Annotated in this window: 11 protein-coding genes; 4 read left to right on the top strand and 7 right to left on the bottom strand. The window is 72.5% G+C overall.

Annotation, left to right across the window (positions count from 1 at the left end):
• Positions 1-112: 112 nt before the first annotated feature.
• A complete protein-coding gene (locus tag OHS59_RS10575; RefSeq protein WP_328493134.1) occupies positions 113-877 on the bottom strand; it encodes a helical backbone metal receptor in 765 nt (254 codons plus the stop codon).
• Positions 878-1,027: 150 nt separating this feature from the next.
• Positions 1,028-2,200, bottom strand: a complete 1,173-nt coding sequence (locus tag OHS59_RS10570; protein WP_328493133.1) for a magnesium and cobalt transport protein CorA — start codon at positions 2,198-2,200, stop codon at positions 1,028-1,030.
• 218 nt (positions 2,201-2,418) lie between these two features.
• Here OHS59_RS10570 and OHS59_RS10565 point away from each other — a divergent pair, with 218 nt between their 5' ends.
• Entirely contained in the window at positions 2,419-3,534 is a 1,116-nt protein-coding gene (locus OHS59_RS10565; protein WP_328493132.1) for a winged helix DNA-binding domain-containing protein, read from the top strand.
• Between the two features lie 167 nt (positions 3,535-3,701).
• Here OHS59_RS10565 and OHS59_RS10560 read toward each other — a convergent pair whose 3' ends face one another.
• From OHS59_RS10560 to OHS59_RS10550, 3 genes are all read right to left on the bottom strand, one after another.
• Positions 3,702-4,493: a S1 family peptidase gene (locus OHS59_RS10560; protein ID WP_328493131.1), complete on the bottom strand. Its 792-nt coding sequence runs from the start codon at positions 4,491-4,493 to the stop codon at positions 3,702-3,704.
• A gap of 409 nt (positions 4,494-4,902) precedes the next feature.
• A complete protein-coding gene (locus tag OHS59_RS10555) occupies positions 4,903-7,764 on the bottom strand; it encodes a helix-turn-helix transcriptional regulator (protein ID WP_328493130.1) in 2,862 nt (953 codons plus the stop codon).
• 154 nt (positions 7,765-7,918) lie between these two features.
• The gene (locus OHS59_RS10550) at positions 7,919-8,809 is read right to left on the bottom strand and encodes a helix-turn-helix transcriptional regulator (protein WP_328493129.1); all 891 of its coding nucleotides are present in this window, start codon (positions 8,807-8,809) and stop codon (positions 7,919-7,921) included.
• A 113-nt stretch (positions 8,810-8,922) separates the two neighbouring features.
• On the opposite strand from OHS59_RS10550, the gene OHS59_RS10545 reads away from it, so the two are divergent.
• From OHS59_RS10545 to OHS59_RS10535, 3 genes are all read left to right on the top strand, one after another.
• Complete coding sequence (locus tag OHS59_RS10545) at positions 8,923-10,653, top strand: AMP-binding protein (protein WP_328493128.1); 1,731 nt, start codon at positions 8,923-8,925, stop codon at positions 10,651-10,653.
• A 110-nt stretch (positions 10,654-10,763) separates the two neighbouring features.
• Positions 10,764-12,347 carry an AMP-binding protein gene (locus OHS59_RS10540; protein ID WP_328499157.1) on the top strand — a complete coding sequence of 528 codons (1,584 nt, stop codon included), beginning with the start codon at positions 10,764-10,766 and terminating at the stop codon, positions 12,345-12,347.
• A gap of 196 nt (positions 12,348-12,543) precedes the next feature.
• Positions 12,544-15,573 (top strand): NACHT domain-containing protein, encoded by a 3,030-nt coding sequence (locus tag OHS59_RS10535; RefSeq protein ID WP_328493127.1) that lies wholly within the window; start codon positions 12,544-12,546, stop codon positions 15,571-15,573.
• An 18-nt stretch (positions 15,574-15,591) separates the two neighbouring features.
• Here OHS59_RS10535 and OHS59_RS10530 read toward each other — a convergent pair whose 3' ends face one another.
• Complete coding sequence (locus OHS59_RS10530; RefSeq protein ID WP_328493126.1) at positions 15,592-16,119, bottom strand: GNAT family N-acetyltransferase; 528 nt, start codon at positions 16,117-16,119, stop codon at positions 15,592-15,594.
• A gap of 38 nt (positions 16,120-16,157) precedes the next feature.
• Positions 16,158-17,015 carry a hypothetical protein gene (locus OHS59_RS10525; protein WP_443061622.1) on the bottom strand — a complete coding sequence of 286 codons (858 nt, stop codon included), beginning with the start codon at positions 17,013-17,015 and terminating at the stop codon, positions 16,158-16,160.
• Between the last annotated feature and the right edge of the window lie 162 nt (positions 17,016-17,177).

Below are 17,177 nucleotides of genomic sequence, written 5' to 3'. Positions count from 1 at the left end.
AGTACTCACACCGAAGATAGTAGGACGTCCTAGTACTTTGCGGGGAGGCGGTGTGACCGGAAGCGCGGAAGAGGATGGAGCGGGCGGCTTGCGTCGAGGGCCCGGTGTGCGCTCAGTGCCCCTGTGCGACCTGGTGCAGCACGGTGTGCGCCTGGAGCAGCGACGGTCCGTACCAGGTGATCAGCCGGCCGCTCACCAGGCGTGTCGGGGCCTGGCGGAAGGCCTCGGGGCCGTCCTGCCCGCTGAACGTGTACGGCTCGTCGGGCAGCAGTACGAAGTCCACGTCCGGCCGGTCGATCCGCTCCAGCGCCATGTGCGGATAGCGGTCCGCGTGCGCGGCGAACGCGTTGGCGAGACCGGCCCGGCGCAGCAGGTCGCCGGTGAAGGTGGAGCTGCCGACCACCATCCAGGGATCCCGCCAGATCGGCACCGCCACGGTCGCGGCGACGTCGGGCAGAGGACCGGACCACAGGGTCCGAGCCTCGCTGAGCCAGTCAGGGACGGGGTCCCTCAGGGCCTCGACGAACATCCGTTCGAGCGAGGTCAGGGCCTGGGGGAGAGTCTCGATGACGGTCACCCACACCGGCACCCCCGCGGCGCGCAGCCGGGTGACGTCGAGCTCGCGGTTCTCCTCCTTGTTGGCGATCACGAGATCCGGCCGCAGCCCGGCGATCGCCGCGCGGTCCGGGTTCTTGGTGCCGCGCACCCGTGTCACGTCGAGGTCGCCGGGGTGGGTGCACCAGTCGGTCGCCCCGACGAGGACGTCCGGCCGGCTGTGCGCGATCGCCTCCGTCAGCGACGGCACGAGTGACACCACCCGCCGTGGCGGGCGGGGGAGGGGGACGACGGTTCCCAAGTCGTCGAGCGGCGGCGCCATGACGGTCTCCGTGGGTGTGCTGTACGTGGGACAGGTGCGCGGACGGGTACCAGGGCGTCCTGGGTCCTGGTGTCCCGTGGACGCCCCTGTCTCTGTCCCCGCGGCTGCCCGTGCGTGCCGACACGTACTCGGCCACCGCCCCTCGGCCGCTCAGAGCCAGTCCCGCTTCTTGAAGATGACGTACAGGCTGGTGCAGACGACCGCCATCAGGGCGACCGCGAAGGGGTATCCGAGTGCCCAGTGCAACTCCGGCATGTGCGTGAAGTTCATGCCGTAGATCGTGCCGACGAGAGTCGGGGCGAAGAGGATGGCGGCCCAGGACGAGATCTTCTTGATCTCCTCGTTCTGCTCGAAGCCCGCCTCCGCCAACGCCCGCATCTCCGCGTTCTGTTGCTGGGTCACCAGCGTCGCGTTGACGGTGAGGATGTCGGTGAGGGCCTGGCGGAAACCGTCCACGCGTTCGCTGGTGTGCGTGACATGGTCGGCGACGTCGCGGAGGTAGCGCTGGAGCTCCTCGTCGGTGCCGTACTTGGCGAAGCCCGCCATCAGCCCGTGCAGCATGCCGACCAGGGGGCGGGTGGCGCGCTGGAACTCGACCATCTCGCGGGAGAGTTCGTAGATGCGGCGTGAGACCCAGGGGTCGCCGCCGAAGACCTCGGTCTCGATCTCGTCGATGTCGTTCTGGACACCGGAGACGACCGGCGCGTAGCCGTCCACGACCGCGTCGAGGATGGCGTACAGCACCGCCTCGGGGCCGAGATTCAGGAGCTCCGGGGTCTCCTCCATGCGGCGGCGCACGGCGGAGAGGTCGGGAGCGGCGCCGTGCCGGACGGTGATGAGGAAGTCGGGGCCGAGGAACACGTGCAGTTCGCCGAAGTCGACCTCCTCGGACGCGTCGAGGTAGCGGGCGGCGCGCAGGACGACGAAGAGCGTCTCGCCGTACCGTTCCAGCTTGGGCCGCTGATGCGCCTCCATCGCGTCCTCGACGGCGAGCGGATGGAGGTCGAACTCGGCCGCCAGGGTGAGGATCTCGTTCTCCGTGGGGCGGGCCAGACCGATCCACGCCATGCCGTCCGGCTGGTCGCGCAGCTCACGGAAGGTGTCCGCGAGGGAAGCGGGGGTCGCGACGCGCACGCCGTCGCGGTAGAGAGCCGCCTGTACGACGCTGCCGGACTCCGCGGCGTCCGTTTTCGCGTCGGCCGGGGCGGGGCCGGGTGCCGGGGGTTCCGACGGCGCGGCGGGGGGCATGGCCACCGCGCGTCGCCACATCGACTTCCGGTTGCCCTTGGTGACGGGTACGGGGCGGGCTCGGCGCTCCGGCATCGCGGCTGCCTCCGTGTCGAACGTGTCGCGTGCCTGTTCGCACGCCTGTCTTACCGATCACGGGCAGGATATACGGGTCAAATGGCCGGAGCGGCTGAGCGGCGGGGAGCGGAAGGGGAAGGAGAGGGGGAGGGCCTTGGGGGCGGGATCACCATGGGGGAGGGAACGGCCGGGCTTGCGGACAGAGGGTGTCCGCAAGCCCCGGTAGCGTGCGGAGCATGACGAAGACCTCGACCGCTCCCGTACTGAGCGTCCGTGAACTGAACCGTGCGACCCTCGCCCGGCAGTTGCTCCTGCGCCGGGCCGCCCTGTCCGCGAAGGACGCCGTCGAGCACCTCGTCGGTCTCCAGGCGCAGAACGTGAAGCCCCCGTACCTCGCGCTCGCCGCCCGCCTGGAGGGCTTCACGCCCGAGGAGCTCTCGGCCGCCATGGAGGCGCGAGAGGTCGTCCGCATCGTCACCATGCGGTCAACCATCCACACCCACACCGCCGACGACTGCCTGACGCTGCGTCCGCTCGTACAGGCCGCCCGGGAAAGGGAGTTGTACGGCTTCCGCAAAGGGCTCACCGGAGTGGACCTCGACCGGCTCGCCGCGATCAGCCGGGAGCTGGTCGAGGCCGAGCCGCGCACGATGAAGCAGCTTCGGGAGGCGCTGCTCACCGAGTGGCCAAACGCCGATCCGCAGGCCCTGGCGATCGCCGCCCGCTGCCGGCTGCCCCTCGTCCAGGTCACCCCGCGCGGACTGTGGGGCCGCAGCGGCCAGGTCGCGCTCACCACCGCCGAGCACTGGCTCGGCAGGCGGGCCGAACCGGTTCCCGCCCCCGACGCCACCGTCCTGCGCTACCTCGCCGCCTTCGGTCCCGCCTCCGTCAAGGACATGCAGACCTGGGCCGGCCTGACCCGGCTGCGCGAGGCCTTCGAACGGCTGCGGCCCCAGCTGGTCACCTTCGTCGACGAGCACGGTGTCGAGCTCTTCGACCTGCCGGACGCGCCCCGCCCGGACGCGGACACCCCGGCGCCGGTGCGCCTGCTGCCCGAGTTCGACAACCTGCTCCTCTCGCACGCCGACCGCTCCCGGGTGGTGTCCACCGACTACAAGGGCCGTACCTGGCAGGGCAACCAGGCGTACTGCACCCTGCTCGTCGACGGGTTCCTGGCGGGCCTGTGGCGGCTGGAGGAGACCGGCGACCGGGCCGTGCTCACCGTCGAGCCCTTCGGCACGCTCACCGAGCGGCAGCGCGAGGAGGTGACCGAGGAGGCGGCGCGCATGCTCGCGATGCTGAGCGGTGCGCCCTCGTACGACATCCGGTTCGGCACCGTCGTACGAGGCTGACGAAGCCGAGGGGCGGATGTGGGGAGGCGAGGCTGTCCGGCGGTGAGGCGGTCCGATGCGGCCGGGCATGTGGATAGGGGGCGTTGCGGGCCGCTCGTGGAGGCCCGCAACGCCCCCTGGCTCTACCTGAGTCGCGCTCAGGGAGTACTCGGGGTGGATCCCTCGGACTAGGAGTTGACCTGCGCCGTCACGAGGCTGGAGAACGTCGTCAGGCGGGTGTAGACGCCCGGGTAGCCGGCGTCCGCGCAGCCGTAGCCCCACGAGGTGATGCCGGCGAGCTTGCCGCCGATGATGAGCGGGCCGCCGCTGTCGCCCTGGCAGGTGTCCACGCCGCCGGAGGTGTAGCCCGCGCAGACCATGTCGGAGGCGATGTACGACGAGCCGTACGCCGAGGAGCAGGTGGAGTTGGACACGGTCGGAACCGTGGCCGTACGCAGCTGGTTGGAGGACGAGCCGCCCGAGCTGGTGGTGCCCCAGCCGAGGATGCGGGCGGTGGTGCCGGCCGTGTAGAGGCTGGTCTCGGAGGCGGAGACGTAGCTGATCGGCGTGTACGGCATGGACGACGACAGGGTCAGGACGGCGACGTCGTCGCCCTCCTCGGCGTCCGTGTAGCTGGGGTTGATCCATATCTTGCTGACCTGGGCGACGGTGCCGTTGGTGCCGTTGCGGTACGTACGGCCGCCCACGACGCGGATACCGCTCGGGGTCTCGCCGACCATGCAGTGGGCCGCGGTGACCACCTTGGTGGCCGACACGAGGGTGCCGCCGCAGAACTGGCTCTGCGAGGCGGTGGTGATCTGCATGACGTACGGGTACGCGGCGGCCGTGGTCGTCGAACCGCCGACGATGGGCTGGGGAGCGGCAGTTGCGGTGGTCGCGCCGAGAAGACAGGTCGTCGCCGCGGCGGCGACCGCCGCGGTGACGGCGGCGGCCTTCTTGGCAAGGGTGAGCCCGAACATGGATCTCCTCAGGAGTGCCGGTGGGGGGATGCACTGTGGGGTGGTGCGACGGCCTGCGGGGCGGGTCTCACGCTAGGAGTTGAGCGGGGGTCTGCCCAATGAGGGAACTCCCTGCGGCAGTTACCGAGGGATAACCCTCGGTCATCTTCTTGGGCTGGCCTGGCGGCCGGCTGGTTGGGGGTTGTGTGTCCGGTGGCCGCCGGTGGGGGCTTGTCGCGCCGTTCCCCGCGCCCCTGAAGGCAAAAGATTGCGCCGTTCCCCGCGCCCCTGAAAAGCGACAAGACTGCGCCGTTCCCCGCGCCCCTTGAATGCCTAAGGATTGCGTCGTTCCCCGCACCCCCAGGGGGTCCGCAGCTGGGGGCGCGGGGAACGGCGTCAGGCGGTCAAGTGCCTGTCAAGGGGCGGGTGTTCAGTCTCCTCGGTGTTGGCCTGCTGCCAGTCTTACTATGTCCACCCGGGAGCGGATGCCCAGTTTTCGGTAGACGCGGGTGAGGGTCGCCTCGACCGTCTTCACGCTGATGAACAGGCGTGCGGCGATCTCGCGGTTCGTGGCGCCCTCCAGGACGAGCGCCGCGACCTGACGTTCCGTCGAGGCCAGCCGGTCGAGATGCGGCAGCACCGACTCGGGGGCCGTCGGCGCGGAGACGGCGGTGGAGGCGGGGGCCGAGGCCGCCGCCGAGATCGCCTCCAGTTGGCGCAGCCACGGCATCGCCCTGCAGCGCCGGAACAGCCGCGCCGCCTCGTCGTACGAGCCCCGCCCCGACTGCTCCGCGCGCAGCCGGGCCAGCGCGAAGGCGGCCCGCGCCTCTTCGAGTCCGTAGCCGAGCTGCGCCAGCCGGTCCTGCGCTGACGTCAACTGCCGCTCAGCCGCCTCGTGTTGACCGGTCGCGGCCTTCACCAGGGCCTCGGCCCGGTCCAGTACGGCCAGAACGCTCGCCCGCCGCAGCCGGACCGCGTGCTCGCGCGTCGCGGTGATGACGTCCTGCGCCTCCGCCGGTTCGCCGATGAGGACGAGCGCCTCGGCGAGGTCGCCGTGCCAACGGCCGCGCGCAGGGTCGGAGATGCCGAGCCCCTGCTCCAACTCCCGCGCCCTGCGCAGGGAGTGGACCGTGCCGGCGGCGTCCCCGGCCACCAGCTGCGCGTGTCCGAGCGCCCCCAGGGCTCGCGAGAGGTAGATCAGGTCGCCGTCGTCCTCGGCGCGGCGCACCGCGTCGCCTGCCAGCACGAGCGCCCGGTGCACATCGCCGCCCGCGGCCTCGGCGAGCGAGGTGAACATGTTGCCCGCGGCCTCGCCGATGCCGGTGTCCCGGGCGAGCCGCAGACTCTCGTGGGCGAGGTCGAGCGCCCGCCCGCAGTGCCCGGACCGCAGTTCGGTCTCGGCGAGCCCGCGCAGGAAGTGCACCTCGCTCTCGACGATGCCGCGCCTGCGGACCTCGCCGAGCAGCCGGGTGATCGAGACCCGGGCGTCGGTGAGCTGGTCGCTCATGATCAGCCAGCGGAAACGGGTGGCGCCCGCGCCGTTGTGGTCGCAGGCCACCCGCAGGTCCTGCGGTTCCGCGAGGGCCTTCTCCAGCGTCACCGGGGCCGCGGGGTGACCCATCAGGGTCTCCATCTGGGCCTGGAAGGACAGGGCGAGCAGTTCCGTGCTGCGGTCGCCCGCCGTGGCCGCCAGTCGGGCCGCGCGGGCCGCCTCCTCGCGGCCCTTGCCCATCGCGCCCTCCACCAGCAGCGCCCGCCACGCCAGTTGGTAGCGGACCAGAGCCAGCAGCCGCGGATCCTCGCCCGCGTCCGCGAGGGCCTGCGGGAACACCGCCTCGACGTCGGCCATCGCCTGCCCGGCCGAGTCGATCACGACCATCCAGGCACGCACCCGGACCGCCGGGTCCGTCGCCCGTTCCAGGACGTCACGGGCCACCTCGCGGGCCAGGTCGATCTCGCCGGAGGTCAGCGCGTCCTCGGCGGACCGCAACCGCCGCTCGTCCGCGCCGGGCCTGCCGTCCGCCGGGGTGTGCCGGGCGGCGAGCAGCCCGAGCTGGGCCGCGACCGAGGGCGCGCCGCGGTCCCGGGCCAGTGCCGCCGCCTCGGAGAGCCGGGCCGCGACCTGCTCGTCGGTGCCGGTGGTGGCCAGCGCGAGATGCCGGGCCCGCTCGATCGGCTCGGAGGCGGCCGTGGACAGGGCGGCATGGGCGGCCCGCCGTTCCTGCGGTGTCGCCTGGGCGTACAGCGCGGCCGAGACGAGGGGATGCGCGAACCGCACGGCACCCTCCTGGCCGTCCGGGCCCTGACCGTCCTGGCCCTGGGCCGCGACCAGCCCGAGCGAGGCCGCGAGGGCGATCTCCGACTCCGCGTTCGTACGGCCCGCGGACCCCAGCAAAGACTGGGTGGGGCGGGCCCCCGCGCTCGCCACGAGAAGCGTCTGCCGGGCCTCGGCGGACAGCAGCTCCAGACGGCTGAGCACGAGGGCACGCAGCGAGGTCGGCACGGGCAGCGGCTCGCCGGGCCGGGGCGGCGTCGGGCTCTCGGCCAGGGCACGGCCGAGCTCCAGCGCGAACAGGGGGTTGCCGCCGCTGGTGTGGTGGATGTCCCGCAGGGTCGAGCGGCGCAGACCGGTGTATCCGCGGACGCCGAGCAGCTCGGAGGTCTGCGGCCGGGACAGCGGGGGAAGCCTCAATGCGAGCGTCTCCGGCGGATACGCGCGTAGATACGGGTCGTGCTCCTGCTCCTTCGGTTCCGTCCCGGTACGCACCGCGCCGAGCATCCGCACCGGCATGCCGCCCAGGCGGCGGGCGGCGAACGCCAGCAGCTCGGCGCTCGGCGCGTCCAGCCACTGCAGATCGTCGGCGACCAGGAGGACGGGCCCCTTGGCCGCCAGCGCGCGCAGCACCGACAGCACGGCGAGCCGTAGCGCCAGGCCGTCCTGGTGCTGGGACGACTCGGCGCGCCCGGTGAGCGCCGCTTCGAGCGCGGCCTGCTGCGGTGCGGGCAGCGCGTCCGCGACCTCGCCGGCGACCAGGCCGAGCAGATCGACCAGCGCCAGGAAGGGGAGATGCGATTCGGACTCGGTGGCCGCGCAGCGCAACACGGTCCGGGCCGATTCGGCGTATTCCCCAGTAATTGCCCGCAGGACGGTCGACTTTCCTATTCCGGGCGGACCGTGCAAGAGGAGGCTGCCCCCTCTGGAGAGCTGGCCACGTGCTCGTACGAGCAGTTCCTCCCGCCCGATGACCTGCTCGGAACGGGGTCTGACAGGCTCTTCGAAATCCCGTCGCACGCGCACCGCTCCCTTCAAGTCGTGTCCGGATCAATATTATGCAAAGAGGCCCTGAATTTCGGGGGGTTGCACCGTGAGGGAAATAACAGGGATTCGGTATACGAGATTTCACCGCGCCTGTACATGTATAGGACGCGCGGAGAGGTACGGACCTTCACGGCAGCAGCCCCGCCCGCCGCGCCGCCACCACGGCCTCCAGTCGCGTGTGCGCGCCCAGCTTGCGCATCGCCGACCGCAGATAGGCCTTCACCGTCTCCGTGCGCAGCCCGAGCCGGTCCCCGGTGGCCGCGTTGGTCCCGCCGACGGCCACACAGGTGAGAACGTCCAGCTCACGCGGGGTGAGCCGGACCCGCCCCGCCGACTGCGCCGAGCCGGAGGACCGCGCAGGTCCTGGTGAGGCCGCCAGCGTTTCGCACACCGAGAGCAGCTCGGCCCGCAGCACCGGGTCCACGACGCGCGGAGCCAGCGTCCGCAGTGCCCCGTGCGCCTCCCGGAGCCGCTCCCAGGCCGCGCCCTGAGCCCCTTGCGCCCCCGTGTGCCTCACTGAACCCCCGGCCGCCTCCGGCAGGCGCGCCGCCGCCAGCAGGTCGTACGCCTCGTCCCGTACGACCAGTGACTGCTCCACGTCCCGGGCCGCCTCCACCGCCGCGGACAGGGTCCGGTCGCCCAGGGGCCGGGCCGAGCGCAGGGCGCCGTACAGGACACCGCGCACCCGGCGGCGTACGACGACGGGCACCGCGAGGACGGACCTCAGGCCCTCCGCGGCGACCGCGACGTCGTACTCGTGGCTGATCCGCCGGGACGAGGAGTAGTCCGTCACGGCGCACGGCCGGGCGAGGGCGACCGCCTTGCCGCCCAGACCGTTGCCCGACGACACCGCCAGCGCGCTCAGGGCGGCCGTCGTCGTGCCGTTCAGCTCGCTGATACGGACCTGGGCGCGGCCCGGCTCGACCAGCCCGCCGAACGCGACGGCCAGACCCGTCTCCCGCCGCAGCCGCATCAGCGCGCCGCGCATCTCCACCGCATCGGCGGCACCAGTTGCCACGTGCCCGTCCCTTCTCCGTCACGGACCCCCCGTCCGGGGGTAGTGAGATCCGCATCACGGATTACACGATGTGAGAGAGCCGCCCGGCAATGGTCCGGGACCGAGGAGGACAGATGACGACGCCGCCGACGACGCCGACGGAGAGCTTCCGCAGCGCACGGGACTTCCTGCTGGAGCACCGCGAGGACTACATCACGGCCTACGAGGGTTTCTCCTGGCCCCGCCCGGAGTACTTCAACTGGGCACTCGACTGGTTCGACGTCATCGCGGCCGGCAACGACCGGACCGCCCTGCACATCGTCGAGGAGGACGGCCGGGAGACGAAGCTGTCCTTCGCCGAACTCTCCGGCCGCTCCGACCGGGCCGCCGCCTGGCTGCGCGAGCTGGGTGTCCGCGCCGGCGACCGCGTCCTGGTCATGCTCGGCAACCAGGCCGAGCTGTGGGAGACCGCACTGGCCGCGATGAAGCTGCGCGCCGTGGTCATCCCCGCGACCCCCCTCCTGGGCCCGGCCGACCTGCGCGACCGTGTCGAGCGGGGTCAGGTCCGGCATGTCATCGTGCGCGCCGAGGACACGGCCAAGTTCGACGAGGTGCCCGGCGACTACACACGTATCGCCGTCGGAGCCGTCGGAGCCGTCGGAGCGGTGGGAGCCGTTGGGGGCGTCGGGGGTGAACGCGCGGGCTGGCGGGCGTACGAGGACGTCCGGGGCCGTGACTTCGGACCCTTCGTGCCGGACGGGCCGACCCGGGCCGACGACCCGCTGATGCTGTACTTCACCTCGGGCACCACCGCCCGCCCCAAACTCGTCGAGCACACCCATGTGTCGTACCCCGTCGGCCATCTGGCGACCATGTACTGGATCGGTCTCAAGCCGGGTGACGTGCATCTGAACATCGCCTCGCCCGGCTGGGCCAAGCACGCCTGGTCGAACCTCTTCGCCCCCTGGAACGCGGAGGCGACCGTCTTCATCCACAACTACACGCGCTTCGACGCGAGCCGGCTGATGGCGGAGATCGACCGGGTCGGCGTGACGACGTTCTGCGCGCCGCCCACCGTGTGGCGCATGCTCATCCAGGCCGACCTGAGCCGCCTCGGCACACCCCCGCGCGAGGCCGTCGCCGCCGGTGAACCGCTCAACCCCGAGGTCATCGAGCAGGTGCGCCGGGCCTGGGGGGTCACGATCAGGGACGGCTTCGGGCAGACCGAGACGGCCGTCCAGGTGTCCAACAGCCCCGGCCAGGCACTGAAGACGGGGTCGATGGGGCGCCCGAGCCCGGGCTACCGCGTCGAGCTGCTCGACCCGGTGACGGGCGCCCCCGGCGCGGCGGAGGGCGAGATCGCGCTCGACCTGTCCGTGCGGCCCGTCGGCGTGATGACCGGCTACCACGGCGACCCGGACCGCACGGCCGAGTCGATGGCGGGCGGCTACTACCGCACCGGTGACATCGGCGCGCGTGATGCCGACGGCTACATCACGTACGTGGGCCGGAGCGACGACGTCTTCAAGGCCAGCGACTACAAGATCAGCCCCTTCGAGCTGGAGAGCGCGCTCCTGGAGCACGAGGCCGTCGCGGAGGCGGCCGTCGTGCCCGCGCCGGACGAGCTGCGGCTCGCCGTCCCGAAGGCGTACATCGTGCCTGCCGAGGGCTGGGAGCCCGGACCCGGCACCGCGAAGGTGCTCTTCGAGCACTCGCGCACCGTGCTCGCCCCGTACAAGCGCATCCGCCGGCTGGAGTTCGGCGAGCTGCCCAAGACCGTGTCCGGGAAGATCCGGCGGATCGAGCTGCGCGAGGCCACGGCCGCGGGCTCCGACGCCGAGTACCGCGAGGAGGACTTCCGGTGACCGAACCGACGCGCCCACAGACACCGCCCACCGAACCGCCGCACGAGCAACCGGCACACGTACAACTCCCGGACGCGCAGTCGTACGCGCACGGGACGAGCGGTACCGCCCTGCTCGGGGACACGATCGGGGGCAACCTGGAGCGGGCGGTGGGCCGTTGGCCGGACCGTGAGGTGCTCGTCGACGTGCCGTCGGGCCGGCGCTGGACGTACGCCCGGTTCGCCGCGGACGTCGACCGGCTGGCGTGCGCGCTGCTCGCGAGCGGCGTCGTCAAGGGCGACCGGGTGGGCATCTGGGCGGTCAACTGCCCCGAGTGGGTGCTCGTCCAGTACGCCACCGCCCGCATCGGCGCCGTCATGGTGAACATCAACCCGGCCTACCGCACCCACGAGGTCGAGTACGTCCTGAAGCAGGCCGGGATCTCCCTCCTGTTCGCCTCCCTCAGCCACAGGACGAGCGACTACCGGGCGATGGTCGGCCAAGTGCGGGGCAAGTGCCCCGAGCTCAGGGAGACCGTGTACGTCGGCGACCCGAGCTGGGAGGAACTGCTCGGCCGGGCCACGCCCGAACTGCACGAGCGACTGACGGCGATCGCCCGCGAACTGTCCTGCGACGACCCGATCAACATCCAGTACACCTCGGGCACCACGGGATTCCCCAAGGGCGCGACCCTCTCCCACCACAACATCCTCAACAACGGCTATTTCGTGGGCGAGTCGATCGCCTACACAGAACAGGACCGCATCTGCGTACCCGTGCCCTTCTACCACTGCTTCGGCATGGTGATGGGCAATCTCGCCGCCACCTCGCACGGCGCGTGCATCGTCGTCCCCGCGCCCTCCTTCGACCCCGCGGCGACGCTCCGGGCGGTGCAGGAGGAGCACTGCACCTCGCTGTACGGCGTGCCGACCATGTTCATCGCGGAGCTGAACCTCCCGGACTTCGCGGCGTACGACCTCTCCTCCCTGCGGACCGGCATCATGGCGGGCTCGCCCTGCCCGGTCGAGGTGATGAAACGGGTCGTCTCCGAGATGCACATGGCGGAGGTGTCCATCTGCTACGGCATGACCGAGACCTCGCCCGTGTCCCTCCAGACGCGGCGCGACGACGACCTGGAACACCGCACCGGCACCGTCGGACGCGTCCTGCCGCACATCGAGGTCAAGGTCGTCGACCCGGCGACCGGCGTGACCCTGCCGCGCGGCTCCTCCGGCGAACTGTGCACCCGGGGCTACAGCGTGATGCTCGGCTACTGGGACGAGCCCGAGAGGACCGCCGAGGCCGTCGACGCCGGCCGGTGGATGCACACCGGCGACCTCGCGGTGATGCTCGACGACGGATACGTACAGATCGTCGGCCGGATCAAGGACATGATCATCCGGGGTGGCGAGAACATCTACCCGCGCGAGATCGAGGAGTTCCTGTACGCGCACCCGAAGATCGCCGACGTCCAGGTGGTCGGCGTGGCCCACGAGCGGTACGGCGAGGAGGTGCTCGCCTGCGTCATCCCGCGCGACCCCGCCGACCCGCCGGAGCTGGAGGAGCTGCGGGCCTTCTGCGAGGGGCGGCTGGCGCACTACAAGGTGCCCAGCCGGCTGCGGATCATGGAGTCCTTCCCGATGACGGTGTCCGGGAAGGTGCGCAAGATCGAGCTGCGGGAGAAGTTCGCGGAACACGACCGCAAAGGCCCCTGAACTGCCTGCTCATGCTCTTTGGGTATGCCTCTGACCACTGCACCGGAAGTCCCGGCGTGCTCCCGACCGCCCCCTGAATACCCCCACGCGCTCACTCACACGTGTCTCGAACAGCCTGTTTGCCGCCGCCGCGAGGACTACAACAGGTCACTTCGGCAGTCACGTGACCGAGGGGTCCGACGGGGGAGCGGTGAGGATGCGAGTCGGATGGCACAGTGCGCAGGCGCGCAGACGCCTGTGGTTCGCCGTGTGCGCGGTGGCCCTCGCGGCGCTGGCCGCGATCCTGCGGTTCTGGTGGCAGGACTCCGCCACCGCGGGGGTCCTGCTGACGGCACTCGGCGCCTTCATGTCGGTGGCGGCGCTGATGGCGGACGTACTGCGCGGCGACACCGCCCCCCGGCCGGACGGCGACGGGGCGCACCGGCGCCGGGCCGTCGAGGAACTGGCCGAGGCCGTACGGGACCAGTGGGCGGCCGAGGCGCGGCTGCGGCGCCTCCAGGACCCGGTGCCGCTGGAGGTGGACTGGTCCCTCGCGGACCGCCGCCTGGCCGACCATCCGCACAACATCCCGTCCGGTGCCGTGCTGCCGGGCCCCCGTGCGGGCGGCGGTCCGCGAGGGACCGCGGGCCCGGCAGCCCCGCCGCCCGGCCCTCGTGTCGTCGTCCTGGGCGGGCCCGGCTCGGGCAAGAGCGTGCTGGCGATGCGCTACGTCCTCGGCCGCCTCGCGGCGCGCCAGGAGGGCGGCCCCGTCCCGGTGATCTTCCCGCTCGCCTCGTGGGATCCCCTGCGCTCACCGCTGCGCGACTGGCTCGCGGACCGGCTCGCCGCCGACTACCGGCCGCTGGCCGCCCAGGCGGACGACCGGCGCACCCTGGCCCGCGTCCTGGTCGACACAGGTCTGGTGGCGCCGGTCCTCGACGGCTTCGACGAACTGCCCCGGCCCGCCTACGCGACCGCCGTGCGGCGGATCAACGCCGAACTCGACTCGGGCGCGCCGCTGATGCTGACCAGCCGGGGCGATGCCTGGACGGCCGCCGTGGACGAGGGAGACGTACTCACCGGGGCCGAGGTGGTGGAGCTGCGCCCACTGGACCTCGCGGGGGCCGGGGCCCACCTGGAACGCTCGGCGCGACCGCTGCACCCGTCGGCGGACGGCGCCCCGCGCACCGTGTGGACACCGGTGCTGCGGAAACTGGCCGAACGCCCGGACCTGCCGCTGGCGCAGACACTCACCACACCGCTGATGGTCGCCCTGGCCCGCACGGTCTACGGCGACACCTCCCGCGACCCCGCACCGCTGCTCGACCCACGGCGCTTCCCCACGGTGGCCGCGGTGGAGGGACACCTCCTGGAGGCGTTCGTACCCGCGGCGTTCGCGGACGCCGGGCCGAGAGCCGCAGCCGACGCGACACGCCGGTTCACCGTGCTCGCCCGGGGGCTGCAGCGCCGCGGCACGGGCCGGCTGGCCTGGTGGGAGCTGGAGTCGCTGGTGCCACCGACCCTCGCGGTGTACGCGCCGGGGCTGCTGGCCCTCACCGTGCTCTCCTTGTTCCTGCTGCCGGTGACCCTGGCGCGCGCGGTCGGCGATCTGGCCGGGCTGGAGAACGTGGTGTCCCTGGTCGCCCTGCTGATCGGCCAGACCCTGGGGTTCGCGTTCGGGGTCCGCTACCTGCTGCCGACCGGGTGGCACGGCAGGGACCGGCGAGGCCGGGGCCGGCCGGGCCCGGACTGGCGAGGGCCGGACCGGCGTCGCACGGACCGGCGCTTCCGGCGGCGGCAGGCGCTCGTCACGACCGGGGTGAGCGCGCTGATGTGGGCGGGGTTCGCGTACTTCGACGATCTGCGCTTCGGGTTCCGCTTCGGCGGGGTCACCGACGGCTGGATGCCGGATCTGATCGGCGGATTCCTGTTCTCGCAGCTGTTCACCCTGTTCCTCGGGATCGCGGGACTCTCCCGCCGGCCGACACCGCTCGGGCTGCCCTGGAGCGGGGGCATGAGCCGGGCGGCGGCCCGGCTGGGCGGGGCCGCGCTGGCGGTGGCCGGCACGGTCACGGCGGGCGTGGCACTGCTGGGCCGGGACGGCAGTCCGTGGACCGTGCTGCTCGGCACGACCTGCGCGGCGGCGGGCACCGCCCTGACGGTCAGCGGCACGCACCGGGGCGGACAGGACGGGGCACACACTCCGCTTGCGGGACGCGTCGCCCGCCGGTTCGTGACGGGCACGGTCAGGGGCACCGCCGCGGCGATGCTGATCGGGGTCGCCTCCTGCACGGCGGGCGGGTTCGCGGCGGTGGGCGTGACCGCGCTCAAGTCCCGTACGGCGGTGAACCTGACGGGCCAGCAGATCGACGGCTGGTACTTCTCCGAACGGGCGGGGGTACGCAGCGCCGTCACACAACGGCCGCTGGAGGGCGGGCTGCTGCTGCCCGGCGACGGAGCGCGCCCGGTGGCCTTCGCCGGGACGGCACGGCCGCCGAACTGCACGATGCCCCTGCTGCCCCGGCGCCGGTGCGTGGACTTCGTCTCACGGCGGACGGTCTTCGAGTCGCGCGACGGCGACGTGGTCGCGCTCATCACCCGGGGTGCCGGACCGGGCATGACAGCGGTCCATCCGGCGAACCTGCGCTCCGTGCTGCCGGACGAGGGCCGGGACTGGCTGACCCGGGGACCCGCGGCGGGCGTACTGGCCCGTGATCTGCCCCCGGTCCTGGTCGCGGGGCTGCTGATCGGCGTGGTGGGCGGCTGTGTGTGCGGGGTCTACCGGGCGCTGAGCGTGCCGTCGGACCTGATGCGCGCCGCGAGCCCCGGCCTCTCGCTGCGCACCGACCGGACCGCGTCGCTGACCCGGGGCGGGATGGTGGCACTGCTCGTGGCCTGCGTCTGTGTACCGGTGGTGGCGACGCCCGGCGACTGGGGCGGCCTGGTGCACCTGGGCACCCAGCTGTGGCTGCCGCTCGGCACGGCGGCGCTGGCGTTGAGCGCCTGGGGGCGTTTCCTCGTCGCGCGCGCCTGGCTGGCGGCGACCGGGCAGCTTCCGTGGCGGCTGATGGCGTTCCTGGACGAGGCGCACCAACGGGGTGTGCTGCGCCAGTCGGGGGCGGGATTCGAGTTCCGGCACCTGCGGCTCCAGGCACAGCTCGCGACGGGGCCACGGGCGGACGTGGTGGCCGCCCGCGGCTCCCTGGACGCGGACGAGGGCTCCGGCATCCACCACCGGACGCCCTGAGCCCGTCCCGGGCGAGTCCTAGACGTGCCGTCCGGGCTGTTCCATCGGCAGGTACATGCACACGCGGGGCCGGCGGTCGAGACCGTGGTCGGCCTCCCCGGCGCGGATCCTGCGCAGCCCGGGCGTGAGGTCGGGCTCCGCCAGGACGCGGAAGCCGAGACGCTCGTAGTAGGGCGCGTTCCAGGGGACCTCCGAGAACGTGGTCAGCGTGAGTCCGATCAGCCCCTCCTCCAGCGCGCGCTCGGCGGCGTACGCGATCAGGGTCCGGCCCACGCCCTGGTGCGCGGCGTCCGGGTGCACGGAGACCTGCTCGATGTGGAAGGCGCCGTCCAGGGGCTCACCGATCAGGTATCCGACGAGCCGGCCCGTGGAGTCCTCGGCGACCCAGGCGTGGCCCGACTTGCGGAAACGCTCCAGCACGTCGAGCGAGGGCGGCTCGTCGTCGGCGATCTCCGGCATGCCGAAGATGCGGAAGGGCTCACCCGCGGCACGTTCGATGTCCTGGAGCAGTGGGAGGTCGGCGGACGTGGCCGCTCTGACGGTCATGGGGTCAAGTATGCGACTGCTTCGGCGAGTTGGGTCGATCACGCGCCGGTCGCGACGAGTTCGTCGGCGAGGCTGTTCGCCGGCTGCGGGGTGCCGGTGAGGTCCAGTACGAACAGGGGGATGCCCAGGGAGTCGGCGCAGGCGCGGGCGTCCTTCTCGTAACCGGCCAGCGAGAAGTAGACGCAGCCGGCCGACTCGGTCATCGCCGTCAGCCAGAGGCACTCCACGTCCCGCAGGGAGGCCGGGCGCACGGTCGGGTCCACCTGGGCGACGATCCCGCGGGCCGCGAGTCCGATGCCGGAGGGCGGCCGCTGGTCGGCCCGCCTGATGTCCCGGTATCCGAGCCAGCGCAGATAGAGCGCGGCGGCGGTCACGGCGTCCCGGGCCGTCCGGATGGTCACCGGCTGGAACGCGGGGCGGGGCGCCGGTTCGGTGCGGGGGAGCGGGAGGGAGACGGCGGCGGGCAGACGCTGGGGCCGGGACTTCGGGGACGGGCGGTGGCCCGCATCCTCGGGAGCGCCCGCATCCTCAGGAGCGGCTTCCGGGGCCTGGCCGCTCTCGGTGCCTTCCCTGTTGTCCGGGTCGGCCACGCTCTCCCGGCCGTCCCCGCCGTCCCCGCCGTCCCCGCCGTTCCCGCCGTGCCCCTCCCTGTCGTTTGCGCAGTTCGGGCCGTCCGTACCGCAGGCGTGTGCTTCGTCGTCGGGGCCGGGATGCGCGTGGGTGCCCTCACTCCCGGTGCCCTCACGCACGGCCCCCTCCCGCCCGGCCCGTTCACGCTCGCGTTCATCGAGGACGGTCCCGGCCACCGGTACCCGCAGCACCGTTCCGCACGGGCATCCCAGTTCGGGCCGTGGCCACTGGTCCGCGCGCCCGCAGGTCCCGCAGGGGATCGTCACCCAGCCCTCGTCCCAGGTGTGGTGGGTGACGGACTCGGGGTGTGCCCGCGGATCGAGGGCAGGAGTGACCGGCGCACCGCACGCGCACGGGTACGTCGGCGCCGCATAGACATGCTCGCGCCGACAGGCCGGACACGTCACCGGCACGCTCTCGGCCATGAC

Source organism: Streptomyces sp. NBC_00414 (genome assembly GCF_036038375.1).
GTDB lineage: Bacteria > Actinomycetota > Actinomycetes > Streptomycetales > Streptomycetaceae > Streptomyces.
This window is presented reverse-complemented; position numbering and strand designations above follow the sequence as displayed.